This window comes from Arthrobacter sp. NPDC089319 (assembly GCF_040684925.1).
Classification (GTDB): Bacteria; Actinomycetota; Actinomycetes; order Actinomycetales; family Micrococcaceae; genus Crystallibacter.
This window is the reverse complement of record NZ_JBFBGZ010000003.1, coordinates 19,697-33,354: the sequence shown is the minus strand read 5'-3', so window position 1 is coordinate 33,354 and position 13,658 is coordinate 19,697. Positions and strand designations below refer to the sequence as shown.

General features: G+C 64.9%; 15 protein-coding genes and 1 pseudogene. 10 read left to right on the top strand and 6 right to left on the bottom strand.

The genetic code is table 11. The features are described from left to right. Positions 1–218: 218 nt before the first annotated feature. Together AB0N75_RS05195 and AB0N75_RS05190 are read left to right on the top strand one after the other, a co-directional pair. Positions 219–1,685, top strand: coding sequence for an MDR family MFS transporter (locus tag AB0N75_RS05195; RefSeq protein WP_364647009.1), 1,467 nt, complete (start codon positions 219–221; stop codon positions 1,683–1,685). 277 nt (positions 1,686–1,962) lie between these two features. Further along, a complete protein-coding gene (locus AB0N75_RS05190; RefSeq protein WP_364646116.1) occupies positions 1,963–3,783 on the top strand; it encodes a DUF222 domain-containing protein in 1,821 nt (606 codons plus the stop codon). 80 nt (positions 3,784–3,863) lie between these two features. Here the strand turns inward: AB0N75_RS05190 and AB0N75_RS05185 are convergent, their stop codons facing one another. Next, entirely contained in the window at positions 3,864–4,247 is a 384-nt protein-coding gene (locus AB0N75_RS05185) for a hypothetical protein (RefSeq protein ID WP_364646113.1), read from the bottom strand. Between the two features lie 101 nt (positions 4,248–4,348). Here AB0N75_RS05185 and AB0N75_RS05180 point away from each other — a divergent pair, with 101 nt between their 5' ends. From AB0N75_RS05180 to AB0N75_RS05170, 3 genes are read left to right on the top strand one after another with little or no spacing between them, the layout of a single operon-like run. Further along, a complete protein-coding gene (locus AB0N75_RS05180) occupies positions 4,349–5,422 on the top strand; it encodes a hypothetical protein (protein WP_364646110.1) in 1,074 nt (357 codons plus the stop codon). 31 nt (positions 5,423–5,453) lie between these two features. After that, positions 5,454–6,680, top strand: a complete 1,227-nt coding sequence (locus AB0N75_RS05175) for a histidine kinase (RefSeq protein WP_364646108.1) — start codon at positions 5,454–5,456, stop codon at positions 6,678–6,680. Then, on the top strand, positions 6,677–7,333 hold the full coding sequence (locus AB0N75_RS05170) for a response regulator transcription factor (protein ID WP_364646105.1): 657 nt from the start codon (positions 6,677–6,679) through the stop codon (positions 7,331–7,333). The genes AB0N75_RS05175 and AB0N75_RS05170 overlap by 4 nt, the downstream gene beginning before the upstream one ends. A gap of 47 nt (positions 7,334–7,380) precedes the next feature. Here the strand turns inward: AB0N75_RS05170 and AB0N75_RS05165 are convergent, their stop codons facing one another. Together AB0N75_RS05165 and AB0N75_RS05160 are read right to left on the bottom strand one after the other, a co-directional pair. Further along, positions 7,381–7,584: a hypothetical protein gene (locus AB0N75_RS05165; RefSeq protein ID WP_364647065.1), complete on the bottom strand. Its 204-nt coding sequence runs from the start codon at positions 7,582–7,584 to the stop codon at positions 7,381–7,383. A gap of 60 nt (positions 7,585–7,644) precedes the next feature. Continuing rightward, a pseudogene (locus AB0N75_RS05160) lies at positions 7,645–7,746 on the bottom strand (DUF3040 domain-containing protein); the annotation flags it as partial. A gap of 414 nt (positions 7,747–8,160) precedes the next feature. Here AB0N75_RS05160 and AB0N75_RS05155 point away from each other — a divergent pair. The 3 genes from AB0N75_RS05155 to AB0N75_RS05145 all read left to right on the top strand — a co-directional run bounded on the left by AB0N75_RS05155 (position 8,161) and on the right by AB0N75_RS05145 (position 10,249). After that, positions 8,161–8,574, top strand: coding sequence for a hypothetical protein (locus AB0N75_RS05155; protein ID WP_364646102.1), 414 nt, complete (start codon positions 8,161–8,163; stop codon positions 8,572–8,574). Beyond that, positions 8,571–9,392 (top strand): family 1 encapsulin nanocompartment shell protein, encoded by an 822-nt coding sequence (locus AB0N75_RS05150; protein ID WP_364646099.1) that lies wholly within the window; start codon positions 8,571–8,573, stop codon positions 9,390–9,392. Before AB0N75_RS05155 ends, AB0N75_RS05150 begins: the two co-directional genes overlap by 4 nt. A gap of 206 nt (positions 9,393–9,598) precedes the next feature. After that, positions 9,599–10,249 carry an SDR family oxidoreductase gene (locus AB0N75_RS05145; protein WP_364646096.1) on the top strand — a complete coding sequence of 217 codons (651 nt, stop codon included), beginning with the start codon at positions 9,599–9,601 and terminating at the stop codon, positions 10,247–10,249. Between the two features lie 84 nt (positions 10,250–10,333). On the opposite strand, the gene AB0N75_RS05140 is transcribed toward AB0N75_RS05145, so the two are convergent. Both AB0N75_RS05140 and AB0N75_RS05135 read right to left on the bottom strand, forming a co-directional pair. Then, the gene (locus tag AB0N75_RS05140; RefSeq protein ID WP_127513562.1) at positions 10,334–10,636 is read right to left on the bottom strand and encodes a DUF4193 domain-containing protein; all 303 of its coding nucleotides are present in this window, start codon (positions 10,634–10,636) and stop codon (positions 10,334–10,336) included. 352 nt (positions 10,637–10,988) lie between these two features. Then, entirely contained in the window at positions 10,989–11,738 is a 750-nt protein-coding gene (locus tag AB0N75_RS05135) for a M50 family metallopeptidase (protein WP_364646093.1), read from the bottom strand. A 67-nt stretch (positions 11,739–11,805) separates the two neighbouring features. On the opposite strand from AB0N75_RS05135, the gene AB0N75_RS05130 reads away from it, so the two are divergent. Continuing rightward, on the top strand, positions 11,806–12,420 hold the full coding sequence (locus AB0N75_RS05130; RefSeq protein ID WP_364646090.1) for a GyrI-like domain-containing protein: 615 nt from the start codon (positions 11,806–11,808) through the stop codon (positions 12,418–12,420). Between the two features lie 195 nt (positions 12,421–12,615). Then, complete coding sequence (locus AB0N75_RS05125; protein ID WP_364646087.1) at positions 12,616–13,044, top strand: DoxX family protein; 429 nt, start codon at positions 12,616–12,618, stop codon at positions 13,042–13,044. A gap of 151 nt (positions 13,045–13,195) precedes the next feature. Here the strand turns inward: AB0N75_RS05125 and AB0N75_RS05120 are convergent, their stop codons facing one another. Beyond that, a complete protein-coding gene (locus AB0N75_RS05120) occupies positions 13,196–13,651 on the bottom strand; it encodes a helix-turn-helix transcriptional regulator (protein ID WP_364646084.1) in 456 nt (151 codons plus the stop codon). Positions 13,652–13,658: the final 7 nt, after the last annotated feature.

Sequence of the window (13,658 nt, the reverse complement as noted above, 5' to 3'; positions counted from 1 at the left end):
CGGCGAGCACCGCCGTCGTTATTTGGCAGGGCTTGAGGGGCAGCGGGAATAGGCGCTGATGGCCGAGGGTTAGACTACTATTCCGCCGTTTTGGGCGGCGTTTCTGGCCCTACCGGCCGACCACAACAGCACGTACTCCACCCGAGGATTCTCCCGTGAGCAATGAACCGTTGACGAATAGTGCCTCGGCGACGCCCCGACCGGCCCAGGGCGGCGGTCTGACGGCTGATGAGTCGCGCCGCAACCGCCGGGTGATCGGCATCCTGCTGGTTTCCGCGTTTGTGGTGATCCTCAACGAGACGATCATGTCCGTGGCCCTGACCGACCTGATGGAAGACCTGCACATCAGCGCCCGAGCAGCCCAGTGGCTGACCACCGCGTTCATGCTGACCATGGCCGTGGTCATCCCGGTGACCGGCTTCCTCTTGCAGCGTTTCACCACGCGGCAGGTTTTCACCGCCGCCATGCTGCTGTTCTCGTCGGGCACGCTGCTGGCCGGGCTGGCTCCGGGATTCGAGGTGCTGCTGGTGGCCCGCGTGGTGCAGGCCTCGGGCACCGCGATCATGATGCCGCTGCTGATGACCACGCTGATGAACCTGGTGCCGGCAGAGGACCGCGGGAAGACCATGGGCAACGTCTCGATTGTCATTTCGGTGGCGCCGGCGATCGGCCCGACCATCTCCGGCATCATCCTCAACGCGCTGTCCTGGCGCTGGATGTTCTGGTTGGTGCTGCCGATCGCGCTGGCCATGCTGTTGGTCGGCAACCGGCGGATCCAGAACGTCAGCGAGCCCAGGCAGGTGCCCTTGGATGTGCCGTCAGTGGTGCTGTCCGCCATTGGCTTCGGCGGGCTGATTTACGGCCTCAGCCAGGTAGGTTCCGGCCACGGAACAACGACGGCGGAGCCCACCTCGAGTGCCGCGATGTGGATTGCTTTTGCGGCCGGCGGGGTGGGGTTGCTGGTGTTCCTGCTGCGCCAGGTTCGGCTGCAGCGTGCGGATAAGGCGCTGCTGGATCTGCGGCCCTTCCGCGCAGTCAATTTCTCCATGTCCGTAGGCCTGATGGCCGTGAGCATGGCGGCGCTGTTCGGCACCATCATTCTGCTCCCTATATATATGCAGCAGGTTCTGGGGCTGGAACCGCTGCAGATTGGCCTGATGCTGCTGCCCGGCGGCCTGCTGATGGGCCTGCTGGCGCCTGTTGTGGGCCGGCTGTACGACAAATTCGGGCCAACGGTGCTGTTAGTGCCGGGTACCGCGGTGGTCAGCGCCGTGCTCTGGTACCTGTCCACGGTCAGCGAGAATACTGCTCCGCTGACACTGCTGGCCGCGCACATAGTGCTCAGTCTGGGTTTGGCGCTGCTATTCACGCCCCTGTTCACCGCGGGACTGGGTTCGGTGCGGCGGCAGCTGTATTCACACGGAAGTGCGATTATCGGCACCGTTCAGCAGGTTGCCGGCGCTGCGGGGACCGCCATGTTCATCACCGTAATGTCCATGCAGACAGCTGCGCTGACGGCTGGCGGCGCGGAAACGTCGACGGCGGTGGCCGGAGGCGTGCGGGCCGCCTTCCTGGTGGGGGCAATCATCTCCGTGGTGGCCGTGGCGGCCGCGTTCTTCGTGCGGAAACCGGTGGAAGAAGAAACCGTCGAGGCTGCCCGGGACGGTGCACGAGCAGCGCACTGAGCCTGCTCGAGGTGCGGCCAGGGTGCGGCCGTGCGCCTGCCTAGCTCTGGTCACTGAGCAGCAGCTCGCCTGCCAAGCTCTGGTCACTGAGCAGCAGCTCGCCTGCCAAGCTCTGGTCACTGAGGTGCTCGGCCTCCAGCCTGCTTGAGCTGTGTCCGCCGCACCGCGGGGCACCTTCCGTACAACTCCACCTCCACAGGCACCATTCACGGGCGCCTCGTCCACATCCACATTTCCACCTCTCCTACTAGTTTCGAGCCCTTCATAGGCTGGATTTATGGCGATCGAGGTGCTGGATGCGGCTCCGGGAGCAGGGCAGGATGATTCCGCTCTGCTGGCTCGGCTGCGCGCCGAGGTCGCCGGCTTCAACGATCAGCTTCGTGCTGGCGGGCTGACCCGCAGCACTAAATGGGTGGCCCGCACGGCAGCGCAAGTGGAAGAGCTGGCCAATACCGTGGCCCAGACGCAACTGATCCTGGCCCGGATCGTCAAAGAGCAGAACATCGCGGCCGTGGGCGAAACGGATCAGCCGCACGATCCTGACGACCCGGACCGGCCGAAGCGCGGCGCCTTCACATCGAATGAGGATTTTCTGCGGGCCAAGCTGGGCATTGCCCGGCAGGAGGCCGCGCGCCGGTTCCAGCTGGCCGAGGCCACGGAGCCGCGGCCGGTTCCCAACGGCACACCGACCGCCCCGCCCCGGCTTCCGGTGCTCGCCCGCGCTTTGGACGAAGGGCAGGTGTCCGGCCATGCCGCAAACCTGATCCGGCGGGCGGTCGACGGGCTACGCCGGATCGCTGAACCGGAGCAGTTGCGCAAGATGGAAGAGGCACTGGTCAAGCACGCCGCCGATTTCGACGCCGATTCGCTGCGGGACCTGATCCGGCAGTGGGAAGGTGGCCTGAATCCCGGTGGCGCCGATCCGACCGCGGCGGAGCTGAAGGCTCGCCAGGGCTTGTTCTACCGGGGCCGCCGCAACGGCCTGCATTGCTACGAAATCAACGCCACCGATGAGCAAAACGAGGTCCTGGCGACCGTGTACAACACGGCCACCAACCCGCGTTTGCGGGAAGGCACCGCCACCGCCGGCACGGTCGGGTTTGACGGCACCGGTACGCCCCTTGCCGCCCCCGGCACCGGGGATGTTGCCTCCGGCGAGGGCGCTGTCCCGTCCCTGCCAGGGGGCGTCGAACCGGACGCCGGAACCGCAGCCGGTGCGCGCCGACCAGACGATGCTGACCCGGCCGCCGCATCAGGCCATGAGCTGGACGGGCGGACCCGTCAGCAAAAGCAGCTCGACGGATTGATCGGTGCGTGCAAGGTCGCTCTGACCACGGACCGGCTGCCCGCAGCCGGCGGACGCCGTCCCCAGTTGCTTGCCACTATTGACTACAAGGACCTGGCCTCCGATCTCGGCCGCCCGGGATCCAGCACTTTCACCGGACCGCTCAGCGCCAAGACCATCCGCCGGATAGCCTGCGATGCGGACATCATCCCGGTGGTCCTCGCCGGCATGGGCGTGATCTTGGACGTCGGCCAATCGCAGCGGCTGTTTCCGAAGTACATGCGGCTGGCGATCATCGCCCGGGACGGAGGCTGCGCCTTTCCCGGCTGTACCGCCCCGTCGCCGTGGACGGAAGTGCACCACATCCGGTGGTTCGAAAAGGGCGGTCCCACATGCACCGACAACGGCGTTTTGCTCTGTGGGCACCATCACCACCTCATCCATGAAGGAGACTGGCGGGTCGAGGTCATCAACGGTGTCGCCTGGTTCTTCCCGCCGCCCGATATGGATCCTGCACAAGAACCCCTGCGCAACCACATCTGGCTGAAGAACGCCCAGCTGCCCGAACGCCAGCCGGAACCGGCAACTGTAGGACAGGGGTCCGGACTATCCGACGACCCACCCCGTCCAGACTTGATTGGTTCTGACGCTGATGTTCGAGGCACGAACGCCCTCCGTACGGGCGATCTGGGGGCCGCTGGGCAAGAAGAACTTGATCTTGGCTGGGCCTCCGGCTCAGAGGCCCACAGCCGTGGCAGACATTCGAGCCCGTTCCGCGGGTGGCCAGATCAGCCGGCAGCGCCGCCATTCTGAGGGCGCTGGGCCTCTACGCAACCGAAGTACCGGCAGGTCCTTCCGCCATCCGCAGATGAAATGGTGCGGGAGACGGAACTCTAGCCAGCGCTGTAGTTATCGCATGCCCCTTGCATGGAGGCGACGGTTTCGGCCGGGATCTGGTCGCCGGATTCGGCGATCTGCGACATCGGGCCGGTGATCTCCGCCGGAACGCCGGCAGCGTCTGCGGCCGCGACCAGTCCGCCGAGTAGCTTCTGGTCTTCTGCACCGATGTTGCCGTCCCGGATTGGAGCGCATGCCTGCTTGACGGCTTCGCCGACGGCTGCGTTAGCCAGATCGGACGCGGCTTGGCTGACGGCGTCGGAAGCGGCGTTTGCGGCTTGGTCGGCGGCGTCGGAGGCGGCCTGTTCGATCTGTCCACAGCCGGTGGCGACCAGTGCCACGAGCGGGAGCATCAGCAGAGCAGAGTATCGGCGAATCACCCCGCAACTTTACTATGCGGCACTCGCTTTCCCTCATTCGGGGGATGCTGCTCGCCCGGCTGCGGGATCCGCGGCCGAGCACCGGTGAGAAGACTGGGTTCATGACCACTACAGAAGTGCAACACCGTCCCCAAACCGCAAGCGTCCGGTTCATAGAAGGGGCACCGTTAGTCACGGCCTTGGCTGCCGGCCTATACGCGATAGCCGCGATTTTCTTCCTGCTGACGTACGGTTCCCTGCCTCTGGTTCCCGCCGAGGCGCTATCCCACGAGCTGAACGGACCGCTGGGCGCCGTCCTCAATTACGTCCTCCCGTCCCTGGCGATGCTGGGATCCTTACTAGGATTTGCCATCCACTATCGGCTGCTTCCGGCCCGGGGCCTGGCAGTCGGCTCCACGGTCTTTGCCTCAGTTTGTGGCGCTGTCGTGCTGCTGGCGGTCGTCGATAGCAATATCTTGGCGACTCTTGGCTATCTGCCGTTCCTCACGGTCAAGTCCTTAACCGACCCTGATTTCATACAAACAGCGCTCGGCCTACCGTGGCCAATTGTTGGCCATCAGTTGGTTTGCATCATTGGCGTGACGCTGTGGATTCTGACTGCGGCCGTGGCCGTTCGCAGAAGTTCGGGCGCCTGCGTCGCGTGTGGGCGCCGTTCCTCTGTTGCAGCCGCCAGGCGGTGGGGAACGCCGGTGACCATCGCCGCAGCCATGATTCCAGGCGTCTATGCGGTCACGCGCTTTGCTTGGGCCGCGGGCATCCCGCTCGGAATTGAGCAGGCCTTCCTGCAGCAGATGCAGAAGACCGGCCTGGTCTACGCCGGTCTTGGCCTGGCTTCCATGGCGCTGCTTGGCGTCTTGCTGACGCTGGGCCTGATCCAGCGCTGGGGCTCGGTGTTCCCCCGTTGGATCCCCTTCCTGGGCGGACGACGTGTCCCGGTCTTGTTGGCTGTCATTCCGGCCGGCTTTGTATCCCTCATCGCGATTCCCGCCGGGGCCGAGATGATTCGGGTGTTCACCATACGCGGCGCGGGCGGCATCCCGATCGACTGGGCCAACTGGGCGACGATCGGCCCGACCCTCCTGTGGATTCCTTGGGGTGTGCTGCTCGGCGCCGCGACACTGGCCTATTACCTCAAACACCGCGGCTCCTGCCGCCGGTGTGGGGTCAACGGATGACGGCCAGCAGTCGATGGCCGAGAATGAGCCCATGACAGAAACGGGCCGACGGCCCTCACAACGGGCAGGGCGGATCTTCAGGCACTTCGTGTTCATGATGATCGGCGCCCTGCTCGCTGTGCCGTACATCGTTGTTTTCATCTGGGCCACTCAACTAGCCGCCGTAAGCCCGGCCAACGCTGCCGTGGCATTTACAGTGCTGGTCCTGCTGCTCGCCGTGCCCGCCGCGCTCTCCGCTACCCGAGCGTTAGAACGGACCGCCGTCGGTGAACTGCTGGCGGTTAAACTGGCCGAACCTGCCGGTCCCGTGACCCGGCAACGCCGCCTCAGGGGCGCCGTTTGGTACCTCGTTCATCTCATGGCCGGTGGCCTCACCCTGGTGGCTATTGCCTTCGCGGCCCCGCTGGTCATCAGCGTAGTAATCCTGCCGCTGCTCGGCAACGCGAACTCCGCCAACGAACTGTCTGCCGCAGTTGTCCCCTTTACCGACGACACGACGGCGGCGCTATGGTCGCTTGGCCTGGGCACCGGAGTCATCATTTTCACCATATTGACCGCCCTCGCGTTGCCACATTGGGCCACGCTTCTACTGGGCCCCTCTCCCGCAGAACGTCGGGTACTAGAAGAAGAGCAGGCGAGGTTGGAAGCCAAACGGAACGAGCTTGCCCGCGAACTCCACGACTCGGTGGGCCATGCCTTGACCGTGACCACGCTCCAGGCGACGGCCGCCGAAGCCTTGATGGGCCGTGATCCCGAAGAGGCAGCGCGGGCCATGCGCGCCGTAGCCGACACTGGCCGAAGCGCGCTGGCCGAACTCGATCGAGTGATCGGCATTTTGCGGGCGCCCGGAGTTCCAGCCGAAAATCCCGCGGGACTTCGGCAATTGCCCGGTTATTTGGACCACATGGAAGACCAAGGCCTGCAAGTGAAACGTGAGTTCGAGACCCAGACGCTGGAGCAAGTGCCGGCAGCAGCATCGGCGCCCGCATTCAGGATCCTGCAGGAGGGGCTAACGAACGCGCTCAAATACGCTTCACCGCGGGAGGCGGTACTTCACATCGAACTCAATGGCCAGCGCCTGCAGATCCAACTCGTGAATCCAGTAGTGCAGTCCGCGACTGCACGGAGGGCCAGTGGCCGCGGCATCGCGGGCATGCAGGAGCGGGCCAGGCTGGCCGGGGGCAGCACCCGGTCCCAGCTAGCCCAGGGCCGCTGGACCTTGTCCGTGGACATTCCATTGCAGGAGCGAGCCTGGTGAGCCAGCCCATCCGCGTATTACTGGTTGACGATGAGCCTTTGGTCCGCTCCGGTCTTGCCGCCATTCTCGGTACACACGCAGACATCGAAGTCGTCGGTGAAGCCTCCGATGGGACGGACGTATGGCAGGAGACGCGGCGGCTGCAGCCCGATCTGGTGATGATGGACGTGCGGATGCCGCAGATGGATGGGATCGAAGCGACTGCTCAATTGATGGCCCTCGGAGTCGATCGCCCCAAGATCCTGATCCTGACCACCTTCGAAAGCGACGACTACGTATACCAAGCGCTGAAAGCCGGCGCCGACGGCTTCCTGCTCAAACGAGCCCGGCCGGAACAACTCCTTCACACCGTGCGTGCGGTAGCCGCTGGCGACTCCATCGTTTTCCCGGCCAAGCTTCGCGAGCTAGTCGCAGCCCACGGCAACAAGTCCCGCGACCGCGTTGCTGCTGCCGGCCTCAGTATCCGTGAGGCGGAGGTCCTCCGTCACTTGGCCAGGGGATACAACAATCTGGAGATTGCGCAGGCGATGTTTCTCGGCACCGAGACCATCAAGACCCACATCGGGTCGATCCTCTCCAAGCTCCGGGTCCGCGACCGCACGCAAGCCGTTATCGCGGCCTATGAATCCGACTTCATGCGGCCAGGCGCCTGACTCTCCGTCTTGGATCGAGGGTGCTGGGGGCTCCGCAACGCTCGGTTCTAAACGTCGGCGAAGTATTTGCCGGCGGCGATGAGCAATAAACCGCCGACGGCGACGACCACGGTCCCGGTCAAGAGACTGGCAGCCACTGTTGCCACTCCAGAAACCATCACCCAGCGGCCCAGCCCGCGCCGCTTGGGCTGGGGCTTTTCGGGCACCGGTGCCGCCTGCTGGACGACGATCGGAAGTGACAAGGTGATCACCGCGCCTGCCCCGCCCTGCGGTTCAGCCTCGCTTGGATGCCGGGTCCCAATAGGCCACGGCCTGCCCGGCATCGATAGCATCCGGGCCAATACCGGATTCTCGGCGGCAAGATGCCGTTCAATTCTTGCTAGTTCACGCTGTTCTGCGTCAGAAAGTTTCATCGTTGGTGCCGGCCCAATCTGATACGGACGCGGGCACCTGCGTGTGGCTGTTCATGGGAATCTCCCGGTGGGCAACTGCTAAGGGCCTTTAGAGTATGAAAATCAAAGCCGGCATAACAGTCGGTTTCACAGTGTTACGCGGAGAGCCGGCGCAGCATGACTTCCGGGCCATTTCCACCCGCGGACGCCGCCGGAAATGCCCGGGGCAAGGCGCGCGTATGTGCAGGGGAAGCTACCGGTAGAAACAGGGAGAAGCCGCCGGATACGCCGGTCCTGAGCGGCCGGCCAGGGTTGGTGGGCCCGCACCCAACCGAGCTTCCCGGGACCAGCCGAGCTCCGCCGTCGTTGGGGGTAGTCAGGTGGCTGGGCCGTGGCTACGCTGGCTCAGAGGCACAACCTCACGGAGGAATCCAGATGGGCTTTGACCAGTATCACGAACCCGCCCAAGAGCTCTCCGCCGAGACGCGGACGTTTGCGCGCATGTGCGCCAACCTCACAGAGGAAGCCGAGGCCATCGGCTGGTACGAGCAACGGATGTCGCTGGAAAAGGATCCGGAATCGGTCGCCATCATGCAGGATTCCTTGGCCGAGGAGTTCAAGCATTTCAGCATGGACCTGGAGTTCCTGCTGCGGCGAAAGCCGAAATGGCGCCAAATTGCCAGGGGGACGTTGTTTCAAGACGGCGACATTGTGGCCAACGGCGGTGCCGCGGAGGCGGCGGCCGCAGCCGGATCGAGCCCCGAAGCTCCGGCCGAAGATTCCGGCTCCGGGCCAGGGCGGCCTGATTCGTCGCTGGGGATCGGCAGCCTCCGGGAGGACTTCTCATGACCGCTAATCACCTGCTGCGCGAGCATGCCCCGATTTCCGACGGCGGGTGGAAGCTGTTGGACCAGGAAGCCAGGGAGCGGCTCACCGTGGCATTGGGTGCCCGCAAGATGGTCGATTTCGCAGGACCCTACGGCTGGGAGTATTCCGCCACGAATTTAGGACGCACGGAGCGGGTGACCGGGCCGGCGCCGGCCGACGGCGTGTCGGCGCGACGGCGCGGGGTGCTGCCCTTGGTTGAGGTCCGGGCACCGTTCAAGGTTTCCCGCATGGAATTACTCGATCATGATCGAGGAGCGGCCGATGTGGACCTCACCGATCTGGATGAGGCTGCACTCCAAATTGCCATCGCGGAGAACTCAGCCGTCTTCCACGGTTGGAAGCAGGTGGGCATCACCGGCGTCACCAGCGCCACTCCGCACGCACCCATTCCGCGCGTACCGGACTTCAACGACTACCCCAAGCGCGTGGCCAAGGCTGTCTCGGCGCTGCTGCAGGTAGGCATCGGCGGTCCGTTCGGGCTGGCGCTGGGCCCCGGACACTACACCGCCGTGGTGGAGGCGACGGAGCGCGGCGGATATCTGCTGTCGGAGCACCTGCGCAAACTGCTGGGCGGCCCGATTATCTGGGCACCCGGGGTCCGCGGGGCGATAGTGATGAGTCTGCGCGGCGGGGACTTTCTGTTCGAATCTGGCCAGGACCTGTCGGTCGGCTACAACCGGCACGACGAAGAGTTCGTTTACCTGTACATCGAGCAGTCGTTCAGTTTCCGGGTGGCCACGCCGGAGGCCGCGATCCATCTGACCGGCAGCGACGGGTAGGCAGGCGGAAGCCTACGGCAGAGGCCCCTGGCTGGCGGCGCGGACTGGACAGCTCATGAGGACACCTCTGAGCAAAACAGCGCGACGTCCAGCCGGGCGGTCCTGCCCAAGGTGAGCACCGCCGTCGTACTTCCGGACGTACTGGGCGCTGGCGTTGGCAGGTTTCCGTGCCTAAGTTGGAGAAGGACCGCAACGGAAGGAAGCATATGTCCCGCATTGCCATTATCGGCGGCCACGGCAAGGTCGCGCTGCACCTCTCCCGCATCCTCACCGGCCAGGGCCACGAGGTCAGTTCGATGATCCGCAATCCCGATCATTCCGGCGATGTCCGGGACGCCGGCGCCACGCCGGTGATTGCCGACGTCGAGACCGCGTCCGCCGGGGAGTTGGCCGATCAGCTGCGCGGGCATGACGCCGTTGTTTGGTCGGCCGGCGCCGGCGGGGGCAATCCGGAACGCACCTATGCAGTGGATCGCGACGCGGCCATCCGGTCGATGGATGCCGCGACAACGGCCGGGGTGCAGCGATACATCATGGTGTCGTATCTGGGCGCAGGCAAGGATCATGGGGTTCCGGAAGACAATTCGTTCTTCCCCTACGCCGAGGCGAAGGCGGCCGCGGACGAGCACCTGAAGTCAACGTCGCTGGACTGGACGATCCTTGGTCCCGGAGCCCTGACGCTGGAACCGGCGACCAGGAAGATCCAGACCGGACCCGGCACGCCCGGCGGCCAGGTGAGCCGGGAGGACGTGGCGATGGTCGCGGCGGAGGTACTGGCCGATCCGTCCACCGCCGGCAAAGTGATCGAATTCATCAACGGAAGCACGCCGATCCCCCAGGCCGTCCGCGACATCTGAGGCGCGCGGCCCCGGCAAACCGTTGCCCCGGATCAACAACAGAACCCCGCGCTGCCATCAGCGCGGGGTTCGGAATTATGAGATTTAGCCTTCGCAGTCGCGGCAGTACTTCTCGCCGTTCTTTTCGCGGGCTACCTGGCTGCGGTGGCGGACCAGGAAGCAGGAGGAGCAGGTGAATTCGTCCTCACGGGGAGGAACAACCTGCACTACCAGTTCTTCGCCGGAGAGATCAGCACCAGGAAGGTCAATGCCCTCGGCGGTGTCCGAATCCTCGACGTCGATTAGCGCGGTCTTCGCACCACCGGAGCGCTGGGCCTGAAGGGCTTCGAGCGACTCATTGTTGTTGTCGTCGTCCTTGTTGCGCGGTGCGTCGTAATCGGTTGCCATGGGGGGTTTAGAACTCCTGATGCTCTAGTTTGTTTTGACCTATCTGCGAGCGCCCATCATAGCCGCTCATCCAGACATTTCAACATCGATTCCACAACGTCTCGCGCAGGGCGATAATTCCCGTCCGACGGGAACCGCCGCAGCACGCCTTAAGGCGGAAACGACTGTGGGCAAGGCCACCACCCCGAGCAGTTGCAGTCGGAGGGGTTTCCGCACAACGGGTGGACGTGCACGCGTCACCGGGTCGGAGGGTTTCCGCAGAACGGGAGGAGGCGCGCGGCACCGGGTCGGAGGGTTTCCGCAGAACGGGAGGAGGCGCGCGCGGCACCGGTCGGAGAGGTCCGCAGACCTGTCAGAGGCTGACCAGGTCGCCGACGCCGGCCACGGTTGCCACCGCCCCGGCCCAGCACGCCAGGATAACCAGCGCGAATCCGGCCAGCCAGAACGCGGAGGGAATCCCCGTCCGCTTGGCGATGATGAACGCGTCCGAGTTGGCCAACTGGTGGCGGCGCCGGGTGTGGACGCTCAACAGGTTCAACCAGTCCCGCACGGCACCTACCAGCAATGCGACGCCAATGGCCAGAGTGAGATGGCCCAGAAACTCCGCGGGCGCAAACCAGACCAACAGTTGGGAGGCGACCGCCAACCCCACGGCGATCACGATGCCCTCAAGATTCCGGATGAACAGCAGCGTGACCAGCAGCAGGAGCGAGCTCACCGACAGCGCCGCGCCGGACCAACCGGTGAAGGCGGCCCACACCAGCACCGCACCCACCAGCGCGGGCACCGGGTAGCCCCAGAACCCTGCCCACGCAGCCGAGGCCCGGCCCGCCCCGCGGCTGATCATGGCGCCGGATTGGTCGAACCGCAGATGGATTCCGCGGACCAGACGACCAGTGGTCAGCGCCGCGAAAGCGTGCCCAAGCTCATGGACCGCTGTGACGAACAACCCGAAGTACCGCCAACTGCCGCGTGGAACCGACAGCACCAACGCAACAGCAAGGATCAGCACTAGTTCCAGGATTCCGGTCTCGAGCGGTTCACCGCGCGTGAACCCGTCGGTGATCCTGCGCCACCATTCGGCGGCGAACTGCTGCAGCATTTTCCCTCGTCTCAGCCGTGACTACGCGATATAACTAGACCACATTCCCCCACTCCGGAAAGCAAACATGGACAAGCTGGATTTCAAGAAAGACCAGAAGGAGCTCTACTCCCCCGGCAAGGATTTCCGCTTGGTCACCGTCCCGCCGATGCAGTTCCTGGAGGCAGACGGCCACGGCAACCCGAACTCGTCCGAGTGGTACGGCCAGGTGATCGAAGCCCTGTATTCCGTCTCCTACACGTTGAAGTTCGCCAGCAAGAACGAGCTTCGCCGCGACTATGTGGTCGGCCCGCTGGAAGGCTTGTGGTGGGCCAAGGACATGTCCGCCTTCACGCGCCGCGCCAAGGACGAGTGGTCCTGGACGCTGATGATCCGCCAACCCGACTGGCTGGGAGCCGACCACATCAAAGACGCCATGCAGCAGGCCGCGGCCAAGAAAGAACTTCCGGCCGTGGACTCGCTCCGGTTCGGATCGCTGGATGAAGGGCTGAGCGTTCAGGTCATGCACGTGGGACCGTACGACGACGAAGGACCCGTGCTGGCCCGTCTGCATGATGATTACCTGCCGGCAAACAACCTGGAACCGGTGGGCCGCCACCACGAGATCTACCTCAGCGACCCCCGGAAGACCGCGCCAGCCAAGCTCAAGACCATCCTGCGCCAGCCGGTCCGCCGGGCCTGAGCCGCTCCGCCAATCCGCCTGCGCGGCCCTTCCGCCCGAGGAGGCCATACCCGGTGAGCGCCGCTACCTCCGGACCCGAAAGTTGACACTTCAACATTATTTCTGTCAAGATTTAGTTGAAGCGTCAACCTACTGATGCTTATCGCTCGTTCTAGACGGCCGAGTTCCCCTGACCATCGAAACGGTGACAACATCATGACCAATTCAGCTTTGATTACTACCGCCCGTACCGTCCTCCGCGTTATCTTGGGCTTCCTCTTCGCAGCCCACGGCTGGCAGAAGTTCAACGAATGGACCATTGCCGGCACCCAGGCCGCCTTCGGCCAGATGGGCGTCCCGGCCGCCGACATGGCTGCCCCGGTCGTCGCCGCACTGGAACTGGGCGGCGGCATTGCCCTGATCCTGGGCGTCCTGACCCGAGTGGTCGCCGCCCTGCTGGCACTGGACATGATCGGCGCCCTGGTACTGGTTCACGCTTCCGCCGGTGTCTTCGTCGATGGCGGCGGCTACGAACTGGTGCTGCTGCTCGGCGCTGCCGCACTGGCTCTGGCACTGGTCGGCCCCGGCCGGATCTCGGTTGACCGCGCCATCTTCGGCAACACCAAGCTCGCGGCCATGGCCTAATCTCAGCCACGTAGCAACCGCAAAGGGCAGGCGCAGCCGCAAGGCCGCATCTGCCCTTTGTACTGTCCCCGGAGGTCAAGGCGGCCGTCCGCCGCCCCTGTCGCCGCAGGCGAATGCCGCAGGCCGATGCCGACCGCTGTGAAGTCGGGGTCTAGGCAGCCATCAGGATGGACGACGGCGGAGCCACGGCTTGGGTGCCCCGGTCCGGTTCCGAGACGGCACCCGATTCTGTGCCGGGGGCCGATTCCGAGCCGATGCCGAGGTCCAATGGAGCCGATCTCAACGAATCCGGCGGCACGGTTCGGGTCAGATCCAGTACCGGCCTGCGTTCGGCCGCGGCCAGTTCATGGTGCGCCGCTGCCAGAAAAGCAGCCAGTCCGGAGCCCAGCGATGCGCAGACTGCGGCGAGGATCTCCGAGGAGGCTTCTTTGCGGCCGCGCTCAATCTCCGACAGGTGTTGAATCGACACCCCGGCGCGGCTGGCAACGTCGCCGAGCGTGCGTCGCTGGCGGCGGCGTTCCCGGCGCAGCACGGTCCCGTAGACGTCACGGAGCAGCGGCGCCGGTCCCGAAGCGGGATAGCGATGAAGCTTTTGAAGTTCGAGCACGGCGGAA

Excerpts from the sequence above, each read along its gene's own strand:
- AB0N75_RS05190 (WP_364646116.1), top strand. The coding sequence starts at position 1,963 with ATGGCGATCGAGGTGCTGGATGCGGCTCCGGGAGCAGGGCAGGATGAT.
- AB0N75_RS05180 (WP_364646110.1), top strand. The coding sequence starts at position 4,349 with ATGACCACTACAGAAGTGCAACACCGTCCCCAAACCGCAAGCGTCCGG.
- AB0N75_RS05175 (WP_364646108.1), top strand. The coding sequence starts at position 5,454 with ATGACAGAAACGGGCCGACGGCCCTCACAACGGGCAGGGCGGATCTTC.
- AB0N75_RS05155 (WP_364646102.1), top strand. The coding sequence starts at position 8,161 with ATGGGCTTTGACCAGTATCACGAACCCGCCCAAGAGCTCTCCGCCGAG.
- AB0N75_RS05150 (WP_364646099.1), top strand. The coding sequence starts at position 8,571 with ATGACCGCTAATCACCTGCTGCGCGAGCATGCCCCGATTTCCGACGGC.
- AB0N75_RS05145 (WP_364646096.1), top strand. The coding sequence starts at position 9,599 with ATGTCCCGCATTGCCATTATCGGCGGCCACGGCAAGGTCGCGCTGCAC.
- AB0N75_RS05140 (WP_127513562.1), bottom strand. The coding sequence starts at position 10,636 with ATGGCAACCGATTACGACGCACCGCGCAACAAGGACGACGACAACAAC.
- AB0N75_RS05135 (WP_364646093.1), bottom strand. The coding sequence starts at position 11,738 with ATGCTGCAGCAGTTCGCCGCCGAATGGTGGCGCAGGATCACCGACGGG.
- AB0N75_RS05130 (WP_364646090.1), top strand. The coding sequence starts at position 11,806 with ATGGACAAGCTGGATTTCAAGAAAGACCAGAAGGAGCTCTACTCCCCC.
- AB0N75_RS05125 (WP_364646087.1), top strand. The coding sequence starts at position 12,616 with ATGACCAATTCAGCTTTGATTACTACCGCCCGTACCGTCCTCCGCGTT.